This is a genomic window from Streptomyces sp. R41, assembly GCF_041053055.1.
Taxonomy (GTDB): domain Bacteria; phylum Actinomycetota; class Actinomycetes; order Streptomycetales; family Streptomycetaceae; genus Streptomyces.
Genome location: NZ_CP163443.1, coordinates 8,140,411 through 8,157,721 on the forward strand (window position 1 = coordinate 8,140,411; position 17,311 = coordinate 8,157,721).

Genomic DNA, 17,311 nt, shown 5'->3' on the forward strand with positions numbered 1-17,311 from the left:
GCAGCTCAAAACTTTCGAAACTTCGAACGTCGGCTGGAGTCTACGTGGGCGTGCACATGAGCCGGAAGCCGGCGAAGTCGGCGGTGAAGGAGGCGTCGACGAGGTCATGCGCGCGGATCCCGGCGAACGCGCCGGTGAAACGCAGCCGGGATCCGTAGTCGTCGGACAGGCGGCTGAAGTCGAGCGGCGGCCCGACCGGAGTGCGCACCCCGTCCCGGAGGAACCAGAATCGCGCGTCGGCACCGTCGACGGTCGCACCCAACGTGACCGGGGCGCCCTCGTCGACGTCGACGAGGGCCACTTGGCGCAGGCCCTCCGCGTCCCGTTCCTGGAGGCTGAGCACGGTGCGGCCGGCGCCCCGCCACTGCTGGCCGCGCTGCGGCTCCCCCTCGGGCTCGGCCCAGGTCAGGTCGAGGGCGAGAGAGGACTCCGTGTTGTACCAGAGCACCAGACCGGCGGCCTGGGTGAAGGTGCGGGGGCGGGCCTCGACGGTGACCTCTGCCTCCGCCCGGTGCTCGGTGATGCGCCGGGCGAGCAGGCTCTGCGCCCACAGGGACTCGGGACCGTGACGGCCGCTGAGCCGGATCCAGCCGGGGCGGGCGGTGGTGTCGGCCCAGGAAGGATCGGCGTACCCGCGCAGTGTGCTCCACGGCCAGGACAGGGTGTCGGTCTCGGCGGCGGGCGTCGACGTCCGGGTGTCGGGACGGGCCGGTACGTCGACCTCGACCGCGGGGTGCCAGCCACCTTGGCGCAGCCGGGGCCAGCCGTCGGCGTCCCAGGTCACGGCCTGGATCGCGGTCTCACGGCCGAGCGTGCAACGGGGGCCGTCCGCGGTCCGCAGCGGGCGGGCCGTCAGATGGCTGAGGAACCACTCGCCGTCCTGGGTCTCGACCAGCTCGGCGTGTCCGGCCTTCTGCAACGGCACTTCAGGGTCGTCCCGCGTCGTGAGCAGGGGGCGGGAGTCGAGCTCGTACGGCCCGGTGAGGGCGCGGCTGCGTGCCACCAGGACCCCGTGCTCGAATCCTGTGCCGCCCTCCGCGAGCACGAGGTAGTACCAGCCGTCCCGCTTCAGCAGTTTGGGGCCCTCGATGAGGCGTTCGTGCTGGAGGAGCAGATGCGTCTCGCCGACCGGGGCGAGGGTGTCGCGGTCCAGTTCCGTCAGGACGATCCCCGCGAACCGACGGCCCCCGGGGCGGTGGTCGCTCTGCATGTTGAGCAGCCACAGGCGGCCCTCGTGGTGGAAGAGGGCGGGGTCGAAGCCGTGGCTCGCGACCCGGCGGGGAGCCGTCCACTTCCCGTTGACGTCGGTGGCTGTGGTGACGTACGTGTCCAGGTCGAAGTAGGCGGTGCCGACCGAACGCACGATCGCGTAGACCATCCAGAACCGCTCGCCGTCCCAGCTCAGCGACGGCGCCCAGATGCCGCCCGAGTCGGGGACACCGGCCAGGGAGTCGCCGGGGACCGCGCCCCGCACATGACCCGCGTACTCCCAGTGCGCCAGATCCCGGGAGCGGTGGAGGGGAATCGTGGGGAACCACTCGAAGGAGCTGGTGGCCACGTAGTACCACTCGCCGACCCGGACCAGCGAGGGGTCGGGGGCGAAGCCGCGGATGACGGGGTTGTGCGCCACGGTTCGGGCTTCGGTCACTTGAGGGCTCCCAGCGTGACTCCGGTGCGCCAGTAGCGCCGCATCGCCACCATCATGATCGCCATCGGCACAATGGACAGCAGTGCGCCGGTCAGGACGAGGCTGGTCAGGTCGACGCCGGATTCCAGCCGCTTGCCGGTCCAGTTGTAGAGGCCGATGTTGAGAGTCCAGTTGTTCTCGCCGCGCAGCACGGTCAGCGGGAGGAAGAACGCGTTCCACGTGTTGACGAAGGCGAGCAGGAACACGGTGGCGCCGCCCGTGGTCATCATCCGCAGCACGATGCTGAAGAAGATCCGCAACTCTCCGGCGCCGTCCAGGCGGGCCGCCTCCAGCAGTTCGTAGGGGATCGTGGCCTCGGTGTAGACCTTGGCCAGGTACACGCTGAACGGGTTGATCAGACACGGGATGAGCATGGCCCAGGGGGTGTCGACCAGTCCGATGGACGAGAACAGCAGATACAGCGGGAGGGTGAGCAGGGCGAGCGGGATCAGGAAGGATCCCACCACGCACGCGAACACCACATTGCGCCCGGGGAAGTCGAAGCGGGCCAGGCCGTATCCCGTGGCGAGGGCGATGAGGGTGCCGCCGAGGGAGCCGACTCCCGCGTACAGGAAGGAGTTGGCGGTCCAGCGCAGGAAGATGCCGTGCTCGTAGGTGAACAGCTGGTGCAGGTTGTCCCAGAGGTGCATGCCGGAGAACCACAGGCCGTTGCTCTGGTACAGCCCGGTCCGGTCCTTGGTGGCGGCGACCATCAGCCAGTACACCGGGAAGAGGCTGTAGGCGCTCGCCAGGACCAGGCCGATCAGGATGAAGCGCTGGCCACCGCGTCCGCGCGAGGCGCCGTCGGGGCGGGCGAGGCGGCGGACGGGCCGCGCGGGGGGCCGCTCGATGCCCTTTTCGGTCAGCACCATCAGTCGGCCTCCTTCGAGGTCAGCCGGTAGAAGAGGAAGGAGGCGACGCCGAGGATGAGGGCGAGCAGCACCGACAGAGCCGCGGCGTAGTGGTAGTTGCCGGCGTTGAACGCCTGGTTGTAGATGATCATGATCGGGGTGAAGCTGTCGTCGACCGTCTGCGGCGTGACATTCCGGAACAGCGCGGGCTCGTTGAAGATCTGCAGCATCTGGATGATGGACAGCAGTCCGGTCAGCACCAGCGCTCCGCGGACGAACGGGATCTTGATGCTCAGCGCGATGCGGGCCTCGGAGGCGCCGTCGAGGCGCGCGGCCTCGAACAGCTCGCGGGGCACGCCCTGGAGCGCCGAGTAGATGATCACCATGTTGTAGCCGATGCCGTGCCAGGTGAGCAGGTTGCCGATGGACGGCCAGACCATCGAGGGCGCGAAGAAGTTCCAGTGGAATCCGAAGAAGTCGCCCAGCGGCGTCAGCGGGCCCACCTCGGGGCTGTAGAGGTTGATCCACACTATGGCGGCGACCACCCCGGGGATCATGTACGGGATCAGCAGCAGGATCCGGAACCTGCTCGCCGCCCGTGCGGTGAGCGCGTCGAGGAGCAGGGCGAGCAGCAGGCTGACGGCGAGCATCGCCGGGATCTGCACGCAGGCGAACAGGAACACCCGCAGGACGGAGTTCATGAACGCCGAATCGGTCAGGCCGTGCTGGTAGTTGTCCAGACCGACGAACTTCTCCGTCGCACCGCCGAGGCCGAGCCCGGACTGCTGCTCCAGGAACAGCGACTGGTAGACGGCGTAGCCGATCGGGACGAGGTACAGGAAGACGAAGCCGAGCTGGAAGGGCACCGTGAAGGCGGCGCCCTTCCAGCGCTGGGAGCGGATCATGCGGGGGTGCCTCAGCTCTTCACGCTGATGCCGCGGGACTTGAGGTCCTTGACCGTCCACTCCTGCATGTGCGCCAGCAGGTCGGTGACCTTCTCGTCCTTGTTGATGACCTTGGCCCAGCCGCTCTGCATCTCCGTGAACATCGCGGTCCAGTCCGGGCCGAAGGTCCAGTCGGTGGTGACCGTGCCCAGGCTGTCCGTCACGACCTTCTTGGCCGGCTCGTAGTTGTCACCGAGCAGCTTGTCGGAGATCGCCTCACCGACGTACGAGTCACTGTCGGCCAGCGCGGGCATGACGCCGTTTCCGGTCGTCGGGCTCGCCATCGTCTTGACCGCGCCGGTGTCGGTGGACATCCACAGTGCCGCCTGGGCCGCCTGCTCCTGGTTCTTGCACTGCTTGGTCACCAGGGTCAGCCCGCCGCTCTGGTTGGTGCCGGCCGGGGTCTTGGCCGCCTCACCCTGGAACGTCGGCCACGGTGACAGCGCCCACTTCCCGTCGGACTTGGTGAAGTTCTGCACCATGCCGGCCATCTGCCAGGTGGAGATCTGCCGGGTCGCCGTGCCGCCGTTGTCGTAATTGCGCTGTACGGCCGCGTAGTCGGCGAAGGAGAGCTTGGAGTTCAGGTCGTTGTCGATGATCTCCTGGATCACCTTCGCCGCCTTGAGAGTGCCATCGTCCTGGAAGTTCACCTTCCACGCGTTGCCGTCGATGCTGTACCAGTGCGCTCCGGCCTGCATCGCGAGCACCTCCAGGGTGCTCGGGTCCTCGCCCGCGTAGTTGGTGAGCTTGACGCCGTGCTTCTTCAGCACCTTGCCGGCGGCGATGAAGTCGTCCCAGGTCGCGGGCGCCTTGAGGCCGTACTTCTGGAAGATGTCGGTGCGGTAGATGGTGAAGGCGGGCGCGGAGCTGGTGGGCACGCCATAGACCTTGCCCTGCACCTGGGCGCCCGCCCAGGCGCCGGCGTTGAACTTGTCCTTGCTCGACTCGACGTACTTGGTGATGTCGGCGAGGGCGCCCTGCGAGACCCATGTGGTCACGTACTCGGCGGTGTTCTGCACCAGGCAGGGCGCGTTGCCCGCCTTGACGGCGTTGGTCAGCTGCTTCTGCATGGTCAGCTGGTCGGTGACCTTCGTGTACTTGAGCTTGATGTCCTTGTGGCTCGCGTTGAAGGCCTTGACGACGGCTTCCTGACCGTTGGCCCAGCCCCAGAAGGGGAGGGTGACCGGGCCGGAGGACTTGGGGTCCTCCCCGGAGCCGGATCCGCCGCACGCGGTGAGCAGACCTGTCAGCGCGAGACCGGCGACTGCGGCCCGGGCGAACCTTCTCCTGGAGGTGATGGAGTTCATCTGACCGTGTTCCTTCGGAATGTAGGGCGTCTCAGGACGAGAGAACGGCGGCTCGGTGGAGGCCGGGAACGGCGGCCGGGAATCCATCGGCTCGCGGTTGCGGGGGGTCGGCCAAGCGGAAGCTGTAGTAAGCGGTTGCCGTGAAGGTAGGCCGACAGGTCTGGCCGTAGCAAGGGGTGTGCGGGAGTTTATTACGTCAGGCTGGCAAAGCTGCTGGTAGGTGCGAGTAACCGGTTACGAAACGATCGCTTCCCGCACGGCACACCGCGGCACACTCAGCCCCTGGAAGGCGGCTGCACGGAGTTGCGTACGACGACATGGGTGCCCAGTACGAGGTGATCGCCGTCGGCGCCCTTACGACGGCCCGCGCCGCCCTCGCGCCGGTCGGCCACCGCGCGCAGCGCCACGCGGCCCATCTCCTCGTACGGCACGTGCACGGTGGTGAGTTGGGGCGTGAGCTGGGAGGCGAGCGGGATGTCGTCGTAGCCGACGATCGAGACGTCCTCCGGCACCCGCAGCCCGGCCGCGCGCAGGGCCTGCATGGCCCCCGCGGCGACCACGTCCGTGCCCGCGAGCACCGCGGTGAAGTCCGGCGTTTCGTGCAGGGCCGTCTCGACGGCGCTGTAGCCGTGCTCGTCGTCGTAGGGCCCGTGCCGCACCATGCCCGGGTCGAAGGGCACGCCGTACGCCTCGAAGGCCCGCTCAGAGCCCCTCAACCGGCCCTGGGCCGTGGTGAGTTCGGCGGGTCCCGGCAACACCAGGACCCTGCGGTGCCCGGCCGACAGCAGGTGGCTGGCCATCGCGTAGGCGCCGCCCTCGTTGTCGTAGTCGACCGTCGTGGCCGGGACGTCGCCCTCAAGAGGCGGCCTGCCCACCAGGACGAGATGGGAGCCGGCCGCGTCGAGGGAACGGGCGAAGCGGGCCATGCGCAGCTGGTACTCGTCGTAGTCGTAGGCGCCGCCGAGCAGGACCACCGCGGCCACGCCCTGCTGGCGCATGAGGTTGACCAGCGCGAGTTCCCGTTCGGGGTCGTCGCCTGTGGTGCCGACCAGGGAGAGCCAGCCGCGCAGGGTGGCGGCGCCCTCAACTCCCTTGGCCACGTGGGCGAACGCGGCGCCGGTGATGTTGTTGATGAGGATGGCGACCGTCGGCGTACCGCCGCCGGCGAGGGAGCGGGCGTGGGCGTTGGTGACGTAGTCCAGGTCCCGGACGACCTTCATCACCCGGCGGCGCAGGTCCTCCGACACCGGGTAGTTGCCGGACAGGACACGCGACACGCTCGCGACGGAGACACCCGCCCGCTCCGCCACGTCGCGGATGGTGGCCCGTCCGGCGTCACCGGACGCCTTGCGCTGACTCACCGCTGCGGCTCCTTCACCCTCACGACTGCCCCGCCGGCCGAAGGGGGATGCGGCCCCTTGCCGGACGGCCGGAGACTCCGACCCTCGCCGGTGCGGAAACCGTATCCCATTGTTTCTCCGGGGTGACGGGTCGCTTCGGCGGGGGAGCGGCGGCGCTCGTCGACGGCGGGCTCACGCGACATGCGCCAGGTCCGAGTGGCGCACCTCGTGGGCCGGGGGCAGGCCTGCGACCAGGCGTTCCAGTTCTTCCACGACGATACGGCCGAGGCGTTCCAGCTCGTTGCCGAGCGAGCCCGCGATGTGCGGGGTGAGGAAGACGTTGGGCAGGCGGTACAGCGGCGATCCGGCGGGCAGCGGCTCGGGTTCGGTGACGTCGAGGATCGCGTGCAGTCGGCCGGAGACCAGCTCGTCCGTGAGGGCGTCGGGGTCGACCAGGGCGCCGCGCGAGGTGTTGATCAGGAAACCGCCGTCCCGGATGAGCGCGAGCCGGCCGGCGTCGAGCATGCGATAGGTCTCGGGGATGTCGGGGGCATGCAGCGACACGATGTCGCTGTGCCGCAACAGGTCCTCCAGCGCCAGGAGTTCGGCACCGAGGGCGGCGGCCTCGGCGGGGCTGACGTAGGGGTCGTGGAGCAGGACCGTGAAGTCGAACGGCCGCAGCAGCTCGAGCAGTCGGCGGCCCACGCGCGAGGCGCCGATGACTCCGATCCGGCGGCCGACGTTGCCGGTGTGCGCGGTCTCGGTGTCGGTCGGGTAGGCGTGGGTGGCTCGGAAGCGCTCGCGGTGGGTGAAGGTGTCCTTTCCGGCGAGCAGGATCATCGCCAGCGTGTACTCCGCGACCGGCAGGGCGTTGCCGGTCACCGCGCTGGAGACCGTGATCCCGCGTTCCCACACGGCCTCGCCGACCAGCGAACGGATCGAGCCCGCGGCGTGCAGGACGGTGCGCAGGCGGGGTGCGGCGGCCAGCGCGCCGACGTCGAGGCGGGGGCAGCCCCACCCGGTGATCAGCACCTCTGCCCGGGCGAGAGCCTCCGCGGCCGCCGGATCGGCGAAGTCCCGTACGACGAGTCCGGGATCGAGGTCGGACGCCTGCCTCAGCCGGGCCAGGAGCGGCGGAGGGAAGAGCAGGGGGAGGTGCACCGGATCCATTGCGAACACGACCCTCGGCGGCTGGGGGTTGGGCATGGCTCTCCTGACACGCTGGATGACACGTTGAATGATCTGCGATATGGAAACAGTTTCAGAAAGCGCCTTCTATCGTAGATCTGCCGGGAAGGGGCGGTCAATCGGTGGGACGAGAGGCGTGGAACGAGGTGCGCCCGACGGGGAGCGGTCCTTGATCCCACTCTGGTGCGAAATCGTTTACTACGGTTTCCCGGGGAGGGTCGCGCCCGGCGCCTGGTGGGGCAACCGGTTGCCCTGCTGACCAGGAGCGTAGGCACTGGAACCCCATGCGCCCAGCGGGCCCACAGTTTTCGAAAGTTCGTCATGCCTCTTGACGTGCCGTGTCCTCAGAAGGAAGCTCCCAGCACCGCCATAGCAACCGGTTCCCGAAACATCGCACGCGGCATCCCATCCCCCGGCGCGTGCTCGAGTCCCGTCATCCATCTCACCGAAGAGAGTGGGTAGTTCATGCACACCCAGGCCGGTGCTCCGTTGAGCCGCCGCCGCTTCCTCGCCCTGTCGGCGGGCGGTGCCGCGGGCGGCGCGGCGGCGTTGAGCGGCTGCGCCATGCAGGTGTCCACCGGGGTCAGCGGTTCGGGCGAGACCGTCACGGTGATGGTCAAGTCCGGTGAGATCACCACGGATGACGTCAAGCAGGCCTACAAGGACCTCGGCATCAAGATCGTCCTCGTGAAGTACGACATCACCAAGCTGATCGCGATGATGACCACCGGGAGTCCACCCGATCTGGTGCGCGGCGTCGGCGCCATCGACACACCGTATTTCGCGGCGCGGCAGGTGATGGAGGACCTGGATCCCTACTTCGCCAGAAGCGGCGTCCTCAAGGAGGACGACCTGGACCCGGTCAACGATCTGTGGCGCTACGACGGCCGGACCCAGGGCAAGGGGCCGCGCTACGGCATGGCGAAGGACTTCTCCCAGGACTCCATGTACTGGTGCAACACCTCGCTCTTCGACAGGGCGGACGTCGACCAGCCGCCGGAGACGGAGCCGGTCACGTTCGAGGAGTGGCTGGAGAGTGCGAAGCGCCTCACCCGGCGCAAGAACGGCCAGACGACCGTCTACGGCGGCAGCTACAACGGCCTGATGAAGTCGAGCCTCCTCGCCTGTCTGACGGCGGCGGCCGGCGGCAACCTGTTCACCGACGACTTCTCCCGCGTCGACTTCACCACCCCCGAGGCCCGCAAAGCGCTGGGCTGGTACATCGACTACTGCAAGGCCAAGGTCGGACCGAGCCCCGTCCAGCCCGACCCCAACGCCTGGGACGGACCCACCTACCAGGCCGACCGCATGGCCATGTCGAACTCGGGCTACTGGCTCGGCGGCATGATCAACACCGATCCGAAGCTGGCGGAGGTGTCACGTCTCGCCCCCGCCCCGGTCTTCGAAGGCGCTCCGCGGCTCAGTCCCTGCCAGGGCGGCACCGGCCTGTGGATGCCGAAGAAGGCACCCGACAAGGACGCCGCATGGCGGGTCTTCGAGTGGTTCTTCGGCGAAGGTCCTGCCAAGGCCCGCGCGTCCGGCGGCTGGGGCATCCCGAGCCTGAAGTCGCTGCGCCCGCTGATGCCGGCCAAGGAGGAGTACCAGAAGCGGGCGCTGAAGGTGCAGGAGGCCGAGCTGTCCCACTTCTCCGTCATCTCCTTCACGCCGTACGCCACGGCGGACGCGCTCGACGCCCTGTTCAACCAGGCTGCCCCGGCGGCGATGACGGGCCAGATGTCCGTCGACACCCTCGCCCGGCGCCTCAACTCGGCCATGAACGAGCAGCTCAAGCGCGGGAAGGAGCAGGTGGGATGACGACCGACCAGATCGCCTCCGTGGCCGAACGGCCGGACCCGACCGCGGCCGGGGGGCGGGCGCGGGCGCCAGCGAACCGGCGCGGGACCTCCATGACCGCCCGCAGGCACCGGGCGTTCTACATGTTCACCTCGCCTTGGATCATCGGGTTCCTGTTGCTGACCATCGCCCCGATGGCGTACGCACTGTGGCTCAGCTTCACCACCTTCGACGGTCTCTCGCCCAACTGGCGCTTCGTCGGGCTCGACAACTACCGCGAGCTGCTGTCCGACTCGGTGACCTGGCAATCCCTGGGCCGCGCCGGCCTGTTCGCGGCGACCTCCGTGCCGCTGTCGATCGTCGCGGGGCTCGGCCTCGCCGTCCTGGTCAACCGGCCGCTCAAGGCCCGCGGACTGTTCCGCACCCTGCTCTACCTCCCGGCCGTGGTGCCGCCCGTGGGCGCGGGCCTGGCGTTCAAGCAACTCTTCGACCAGAACTCCGGTGCCGCGAACGGTGTGTTGAACCTCTTGGGCATCGACGCCCTCGGCTGGCTGGCCGACCCCTACGCCCGCTACGTGCTGCTGATGACGGTGCTGTGGACCGCCGGAAACATCATGATCATCTCGCTGGCCGGACTCCAGGACGTGCCCCGCGAACTCCACGAGGCGGCCCGCGTCGACGGCGCGAGCGCCTGGCGGACCTTCCGCAGCATCACCGTGCCCCTGCTCTCACCCGTGCTGCTCTTCCAGACGGTGACCGGGGTGATCGCCTCGGTGCAGACCATCATGCCGCTGCTGCTGGCCCCCGACGGCACCACGGCCGGCGTCACCCTGGTTCCGCAGTCCAACTACCTCTACATGATGCATGTGTTCGCGCAGTACTTCGCGATCGGCCGTTACGGCTACGCCTCCGCGCTGCTGTGGGTGCTCTTCGTCCTGATCCTCGTCGCGACCGGCCTCATCTTCCGGTTCACGTCCGGCGTGGTGTTCTACAACGTCGATCCGGAGGCGAAGCAGTGACCGCCACCAGCCTGTCCGCGAAGTCCGCAACATCCCCGGAGCCCGCGCCCCGGATACGGATCCGCGTCAACCGCCTCGTCCTCTACACGGTCCTCGTCGTGATCACGGGGCTGTTCCTCGGCCCCTTCGGCTGGCTGGTCGTCTCCGGCCTCAAGACCCAGGGCGAACTGGCCTCCTCTCCGGTTCGCTGGCTGCCCGGGCACGTTCAGTGGCACAACTTCGCCGACGCCTTCCATCAGATCGACTTCCTCGGCTACGCCCGCAACTCCCTCGTCATCGCGCTCATCTACGCCACCCTCGTCACCCTCAGCTCGGCCTGGGTCGGCTTCGGCTTCGCCCGTTTGAAAGCGCCCGGCAAGAAGACGCTGTTCGGCATCCTGCTCGGCTCGATGATGCTGCCTCAGCTCATCACCCTCCTGCCGACCTACCTGATCTTCGCCAAGCTCGGCCTGGTGGACACGTACTGGCCGTGGGTGCTGTGGGGTCTCGCCTCGGCCCCGTATCTGGTCTTCCTCTTCCGGCAGTTCTTCGCCGGACTGCCGCGCGAGCTGGAGGAGGCCGCGATCGTCGACGGCTGCGGCTACGGCCGGATGTTCTGGCGGATCTTCCTGCCCCAGTCCTGGCCGGTCGTCTCCGCGAGCTTCGTGATCGCCTTCACCTGGACCTGGGGGGACTACATCGCCCCGCAGTTGCTGCTGTCCAGCGACCGCTCCACGCTGGCCGTCGCCGTCATGTCCGCGTACGTCACCCCGGCCGGGCAGCCCGTCCCCGAACTGCAGGCCGCCGCCTCCGTGATGTACGTCGTCCCGATCCTGCTGATCTTCCTCGTCGCCCAGCGCGGCTTCGTCGCCGGGATGTCCACCACCGGCCTCAAGTGACCTTCTGGATCTCCCCTTTTCGCCTCGCAAGGAGTCACGCATGAACACGCCCCTGTCCCGCCGTACCGCCCTCCAAGCGGCGGGAGCCACCGTGCTTGCCGCCGGCCTGTCCGGCCTGACGGCCACGGCGGCCCGCGCGGACGACGACAACTCCGCACCGAAGCTGGTGACGTACCCCCGCCCGTCCACCATGGCGACCAACACCAGCTTCAAGGTGCGGGTCCGCACCGCCCCCGACGGCGAATGGCAGACCCTCGACCTCTACCGGCCCCAGCTGGAGGAGATCAACGCCACCACCGGGTCGGGCAAGGTCTACAACACGTCGATGGCGTACTTCGACTTCCAGGGCTCCGTCGAGATCGAGGTCACCTACCTCAAGGGCGGCACCACCAAGGCTCGGGTGAGACCGGACGCGCTGGGCATCAAGCCCGAACTGCTCGGCGACACCCTGCGCTTCACGCTCGACGAGCCGCGGGATGTCGTCGTCCAGATCAACGACGAGATATTCGACGCCCTCCACATCATCACCAACCACATCGACCCCAATCCGCCCGCCGCCGACGACCCGGACGTCATCTACTTCGGCCCCGGCGTGCACACCATCACGGGCAACGTGCTCACCGTCCCCAGCGGCAAGACCGTGTACCTGGCGGGGGGCGCCGTTCTGATGGCGCAGGTCTTCTTCAAGGACGTGGAGAAGGCCGCCCTCAGGGGCCACGGCATGCTCTACGCGGGCCCCGGCGGTGTCCTCTGCGAGGGCAGCAAGAACATCCGCGTCGAGGACGTCATCATCATGAACCCGAACGGCTACGCCGGCACCTTTGGCATGAGTGAGAACGTCCACGTCAAGAAGGCGCGCTCGTTCAGTTCGAAGGGCAACGGCGACGGCTTCGACGTCTTCTCCTCCACCGGCGTCGTCTTCGACGGCTGCTTCATGCGCAACTCCGACGACTGCTTCGCCATCTACGCCCACCGCTGGAACTACTACGGCGACACCCGCGACATCACCATCCAGAACTGCACCCTGTGGGCCGACGTCGCCCACCCGATCAACGTCGGCACGCACGGCAACACGGACGCCCCCGAGGTCATCGAGAACCTGGTCATCAAGAACCTCGACATCCTCGATCACCGCGAGCCCCAGATGGGCTACCAGGGCTGTATCGCCCTCAACCCCGGCGACGACAACCTCATCAAGAACGTGCACATCGAGGACGTCCGCATCGAGGACTTCCGCTGGGGCCAGGTGATCCACATGCGGATCATGTACAACACGAAGTACAACACCTCGGTCGGCCGGGGCATCGAGGACGTCTACGTCAAGAACCTCAGCTACACGGGCACCCACGCCAACCCGTCGCTGTTCCTCGGCTACGACGCCGATCACGCCATCAAGAACGTCACCTTCGAGAACCTGGTGATCAACGGCACCGTCGTCGCCGACTCGATGAAGAAGCCCAAGTGGTACATGACCACCGACAGTGTGCAGTGGTTCGCCAACGAGCACGTCCTGAACCTGACGTTCCTCACCACCGCCGAGGCCGAGGCGGCCGCCGCGTCATGACGATCCCCGCGACGAGCCGCCGGGGCTTCCTCGGCAACGCCGCGGCCCTGCTGCTGGTGTCGGGCGCGAGCGGACTGCTCGTGCCCGGCACGGCACGGGCCGCCCAGGACGAGAACGAGGACGAGACCGGCCGCGGAGCCTTCACCCACCCCGGACTGCTGCACACCGCCGACGACCTCGCCCGTATGAAGGCAGCGGTCGCCGCGAAGGAATCACCCGTCTACGACGGCTACTTGGCGCTCGCGGCCCATGCCCGATCCTCGTCGTCGTACACCGTGCAGAACACCGGTCAGATCACCTCGTGGGGCCGCGGACCCAGCAACTTCCAGAACCAGGCCGTGGCCGACTCGGCCGCCGCCTACCAGAACGCCCTCATCTGGTCCGTCACCGGCGATCGCGCGCACGCCGACAAGGCCCGCGACATCCTCAACGCCTGGTCGGCGTCACTGACCGCGATCACGGGCGCCGACGGCCCACTCGGCGCCGGGCTCCAGGCCTTCAAGTTCGTCAACGCGGCGGAGCTGCTGCGCCACGGCGACTACGACGGCTGGACGAACGCGGACATCGCGCGCTGCGAGGAGTCCTTCCTGCGCGTCTGGTATCCGGCCGTGTCCTCTTACATGCTCTACGCCAACGGCAACTGGGATCTGACGTCTCTTCAGTCCCTGCTGGCCATCGGCGTGTTCTGCGAGGAGCCCACGCTCTTCGACGACGCGCTGCGCTTCGCCGCCGCGGGCGCGGGCAACGGCAGCGTGCCGCACCGCGTCGTCACCGACGCGGGCCAGGGCCAGGAGAGCGGCCGCGACCAGGGCCACGAACAGCTCGCGGTCGGCCTGCTCGCGGACGCCGCCCAGGTCGCCTGGAACCAGGGCGTCGACCTGTGGGGCTTCGACGACCACCGCATCCTCGCCAACGTCGAGTACGCCGCCCGCTACAACCTGGGCAACGACGTTCCCTTCACTCCCGACCTCGACCGCACCGGCAAGTACATCAAGAAGACCGTCTCGGCCACCGGGCGCGGCACCATGCCGCCGATCTACGAGATGGCATACGCGCACTACGCGGGCGTACGCGGCCTTGATGCCCCGTACACGAAGAACGCCGTCTTCCGGGGCACCGGCGGCGCCCGTGTCGTCGAGGGCAGCAACGACGACCTGCCCAGCTGGGGCACCTTCGCCTACGCCGGTGCGACAGCCTCCTCGCCGAGCGTGCCCACGGCTCCGGCGGGTGTCACGGCGGTGGGCGACGACAGGGCCGTCACCGTGAGCTGGCTGCCGTCCGTGTGGGCGAGCGGGTACACCGTCCGGCGGGCCAACCGCCCCGAGGGCCCGTACGAGGAGATCGCCTCCGGGGTCGACCATCCGTCGTACACCGACAGCGACGTGCGCCCGGGCCGGACGTACCACTACACGGTCATCGCCTCCAACCCCCAAGGAAACAGCGGTAATTCAGGCCCTGTCTCGGCTGTCGCCGGTCTCCCCGAGCTCTGGTCCACCCAGGACATCGGGGACGTGAAAATCGCCGGTTCGGCCGCCTTCGACGGCGAGCGGTTCGTGCTGGAGGCGAGCGGCACCGCCGACAGCTACCGCCTGGCGTACCTCCCGCTGCCCGGCGACGGCACGGTCGGCGCGCGGATCGTATGGCCGCTCAGCTCGCAGTACTCCAAGATCGGCGTCACCCTTCGGGACTCCCTCGACGCGGATGCGGCGCATGCCTCCATGCTGATCCAGGGGCTGCCGCTGCACACCTGGAGCGGCGTGTGGACCGTACGGCCCTCGGCCGGCTCCGATATCTCCGCCACCGGCAGCACCCCCGTGCCGCCCTCCCAGCAGCAGGCCATCACCACCTCCGCGGCCTTCCCGATCTCCAGCCTCGGCACCCTGCCGGAGTCGGCGACCCCGCTGGAGGCCCCGTACGTCGAGGGCGCGGGCGACGGCTACCGGCTGCGGACGCCGTACTGGGTGCGCGTGACCCGCAGGGGCCGCCGCTGCACCGGCGCGATCTCCCCGGACGGCATCCGCTGGACCGAAGTCGGCTCCACCGAGGTCGAGCTGGGGCACACCGCGTACGCGGGCCTTGTCCTCACCTCCTGCCTGGGCGTCGACGAGGACTACGCCGAGACCGGCGCCGGTGCTTTCGACAACGTCAGCGTGACCTCCTCCTCGTCCGGTGAGGTCTGGTCCGTGCCGCGCCCCGCCCGCACCGCCACCGGCCTGCGGGCGACCAGCGGTGCCGACGCCGTCGAACTCGCCTGGACCGATCCCGACCCCTCCGCCCGGTACAAGGTGCTGCGCGCCAACGACGCCGACGGCCCGTATCAGACGATCGCGACCGGCGTCGGCCCGGTCGGGTTCGGCACCCGTGTCCGGTTCGCGGACGCGACGGGCACGCCCGGTGCGACATACCACTACGTCGTCGCGAAGATGAACTGCGGCGGGCGCGGTCCGCTGTCGGAGTCTGCCGCCGCGCCGATGCCGTCACCCTCCGTGCCCCAACTCACGTCTGCGGACACCGCGTTCGCGAACCAGGGCGTCGCGTTCCGGCATGTGCTGCGGGCCTCGCACGAGCCCGTACGGTTCACCGCCGACGGGCTGCCCGACGGCCTCCGGGTCGACAAGCGCACCGGCCTGATCTCCGGAAGCCCCACCCGGACGGGCGAGTTCACGGTCACGACCACCGCGGGCAACGCGGCCGGCGACGGGACCGGCACCCTCACCGTCACGGTCGGCACACCCCCGCCCGCTCCCTGGACGTACGGCGACGTCGGTGACGTGGTTCTCGACGACCGCGACTTCGGGACGCTGGGCGTGGTGGCGATCCGTACGCCCGGCAGCACGTCGTACGACGGCGGGACCTTCACCGTTCGGGGCGCCGGAACCGATCTCACCGTCAACAACCAGGGAATGACCGGCCAGTTCGTACGACAGCCCGTCACCGGCGACTGCGAGGTCACCGCCCGGCTGGTCTCCCGTACCGGCGCCACCGCCGACCGGGTGGGCCTGCTGATGGCCAAGTCGCTGTCGCCGTTCGACCAGGCCGCCGGGGCGATCGTCACCGGCGGGACCGCCGCGCAGCTGATGCTGCGCAAGACCGTGGCGGGCGCCTCCACCTTCACCGGCACCGTGACCGTCCAACTGCCTCTGTTGCTGCGGATGAAGCGCACCGGGACCGCCTTCGCCGCGGCCGTCTCCACCGATGACGGCGCCACCTGGACCCCCCTCGCCGACGGAGAGATTCCCGGCTTCGGTGACGCCCCCTACTACGTGGGCCTCGTGGTCTGCTCCCGCAGCCCCCTGGTCCGCAGCACCACCGAGTTCGAAGAGGTGAGCATCACCCCCACCTAGCGGCCTCGGGGAAGCTCGGGCACGCACCCGCCCTTCCCCGAGGCCGCTAATCCTCCACGGGATTGGAGATGCACCAGAATGAGCCGCACCAAGAACCCCCACACGCAAGGGAAGCCGGCACAGGTGAGCCGCCGCGGTCTGCTCAGGACCGCGGGCGGGCTTACCGCCGCCCTCGCCGTCGGCGCGTCCACGGCGGCCGCCACCGGCGGCACCGCGGACGCCGCACCCGCGACCTTCACCCATCCCGGAATGCTGCACGCCTACGGAGAGCTCAACCGCGCCAAGGTGCGGGTCGCCGCGGGCGACGACCCGTGGCTCTCCGGCTGGAAGCGCCTCACCGCCAACAGCCACTCGGCCGGCACCTGGACCCCCAACCCGCAGGCCACGATCATCCGCGGCGGCACCGGCGAGAACTACGGCATCCTCTACAACGACATCCACGCGGCCTACCAGAACGCCCTGCGCTGGAAGATCGCGGGGACGACCGCGAACGGCGACACGGCCGTCAAGATCCTCAACGCCTGGTCCGCCAAGCTCACCACGGTCATCGGCAACGCCGACCGCTTCCTGGCCGCCGGGATCTACGGCTACCAGTTCGCGAACGCAGCCGAACTCATGCGTGGCTACAGCGGGTTCGACCTCGCGCGGTTCAAGACGATGATGCTCGACGTCTTCTACCCGCTCAACAACCAGTTCCTGACCGGACACAACGACGCCTGCATCACCAACTACTGGGCCAACTGGGACCTGTGCAACATGAACTCGATCCTGGCCATCGGCATCCTCTGCGACGACGCGGCCAAGTACGACCAGGCGGTGAACTACTTCAAGAACGGCGCGGGCAACGGCTCCATCAAGCACGCCATCCCGTTCGTGTACGACAGCGAGGGGCTCGCCCAGTACCAGGAGAGCGGCCGCGACCAGGGCCACACCGTGATGGGCATGGGCCAGCTCGGTGCCTTCTGCGAGATGGCCTGGTCCCAGGGCGACGACCTCTACGGCTACGACAGCAACCGGTTCATGAAGGCCGCCCAGTATGTCGCCAAGTACAACCTCGGCCAGGACGTGCCCTTCACGACGTACACCTGGGGCACGGGCCAGAGCTGCGCCCAGCAGTCGCAGACCGTGATCTCGTCCGCGAGCCGCGGTCAGGTCCGGCCGGTGTGGGACATCCTGTACTACCACTACGCCCGCCGGCGCGGGCTCTCCGTCCCGTACATCCAGGCCATGGCCGAGAGCGTCCGCCCCGAGGGCGGAGGCGGTGACTACGGCTCTACCAGCGGAGGCTTCGACCAGCTCGGCTTCGGCACATTGATGTACGCCAAATAGGGCCGTTCACGGTCACAGAAACGACGTCCACAGGAATGACGTCCGAAGGAATACCCGGAAGTGATG

12 protein-coding genes are annotated in these 17,311 nt (G+C 68.7%); 6 read left to right on the top strand and 6 right to left on the bottom strand.

Features of this window, described 5'->3' with window-relative positions:
- Window positions 1-40: 40 nt before the first annotated feature.
- The 6 genes from AB5J53_RS37040 to AB5J53_RS37065 all read right to left on the bottom strand — a co-directional run bounded on the left by AB5J53_RS37040 (window position 41) and on the right by AB5J53_RS37065 (window position 7,335).
- Window positions 41-1,648 (bottom strand): glycoside hydrolase family 43 protein, encoded by a 1,608-nt coding sequence (locus tag AB5J53_RS37040; RefSeq protein WP_369249962.1) that lies wholly within the window; start codon window positions 1,646-1,648, stop codon window positions 41-43.
- The gene (locus AB5J53_RS37045; protein WP_369249963.1) at window positions 1,645-2,559 is read right to left on the bottom strand and encodes a carbohydrate ABC transporter permease; all 915 of its coding nucleotides are present in this window, start codon (window positions 2,557-2,559) and stop codon (window positions 1,645-1,647) included. Before AB5J53_RS37045 ends, AB5J53_RS37040 begins: the two co-directional genes overlap by 4 nt.
- Window positions 2,559-3,443 (bottom strand): carbohydrate ABC transporter permease, encoded by an 885-nt coding sequence (locus tag AB5J53_RS37050; RefSeq protein WP_369249964.1) that lies wholly within the window; start codon window positions 3,441-3,443, stop codon window positions 2,559-2,561. The genes AB5J53_RS37045 and AB5J53_RS37050 overlap by 1 nt, the downstream gene beginning before the upstream one ends.
- A gap of 11 nt (window positions 3,444-3,454) precedes the next feature.
- A complete protein-coding gene (locus tag AB5J53_RS37055) occupies window positions 3,455-4,789 on the bottom strand; it encodes an ABC transporter substrate-binding protein (protein WP_369249965.1) in 1,335 nt (444 codons plus the stop codon).
- A gap of 275 nt (window positions 4,790-5,064) precedes the next feature.
- Entirely contained in the window at window positions 5,065-6,150 is a 1,086-nt protein-coding gene (locus AB5J53_RS37060; RefSeq protein WP_369249966.1) for a LacI family DNA-binding transcriptional regulator, read from the bottom strand.
- 171 nt (window positions 6,151-6,321) lie between these two features.
- On the bottom strand, window positions 6,322-7,335 hold the full coding sequence (locus AB5J53_RS37065) for a hydroxyacid dehydrogenase (RefSeq protein WP_369249967.1): 1,014 nt from the start codon (window positions 7,333-7,335) through the stop codon (window positions 6,322-6,324).
- Window positions 7,336-7,782: 447 nt separating this feature from the next.
- Between AB5J53_RS37065 and AB5J53_RS37070 the strand changes: the two genes are divergently transcribed.
- The 6 genes from AB5J53_RS37070 to AB5J53_RS37095 all read left to right on the top strand — a co-directional run bounded on the left by AB5J53_RS37070 (window position 7,783) and on the right by AB5J53_RS37095 (window position 17,245).
- Entirely contained in the window at window positions 7,783-9,132 is a 1,350-nt protein-coding gene (locus AB5J53_RS37070) for an extracellular solute-binding protein (RefSeq protein WP_369249968.1), read from the top strand.
- Entirely contained in the window at window positions 9,129-10,130 is a 1,002-nt protein-coding gene (locus AB5J53_RS37075; protein WP_369249969.1) for a carbohydrate ABC transporter permease, read from the top strand. Before AB5J53_RS37070 ends, AB5J53_RS37075 begins: the two co-directional genes overlap by 4 nt.
- Window positions 10,127-11,008 carry a carbohydrate ABC transporter permease gene (locus AB5J53_RS37080; protein ID WP_369249970.1) on the top strand — a complete coding sequence of 294 codons (882 nt, stop codon included), beginning with the start codon at window positions 10,127-10,129 and terminating at the stop codon, window positions 11,006-11,008. Before AB5J53_RS37075 ends, AB5J53_RS37080 begins: the two co-directional genes overlap by 4 nt.
- A gap of 40 nt (window positions 11,009-11,048) precedes the next feature.
- The gene (locus AB5J53_RS37085; protein WP_369249971.1) at window positions 11,049-12,572 is read left to right on the top strand and encodes a glycosyl hydrolase family 28 protein; all 1,524 of its coding nucleotides are present in this window, start codon (window positions 11,049-11,051) and stop codon (window positions 12,570-12,572) included.
- Window positions 12,569-15,916, top strand: a complete 3,348-nt coding sequence (locus tag AB5J53_RS37090) for an alginate lyase family protein (RefSeq protein ID WP_369249972.1) — start codon at window positions 12,569-12,571, stop codon at window positions 15,914-15,916. Before AB5J53_RS37085 ends, AB5J53_RS37090 begins: the two co-directional genes overlap by 4 nt.
- A gap of 78 nt (window positions 15,917-15,994) precedes the next feature.
- A complete protein-coding gene (locus tag AB5J53_RS37095) occupies window positions 15,995-17,245 on the top strand; it encodes an alginate lyase family protein (RefSeq protein WP_369249973.1) in 1,251 nt (416 codons plus the stop codon).
- Window positions 17,246-17,311 lie beyond the last annotated feature (66 nt).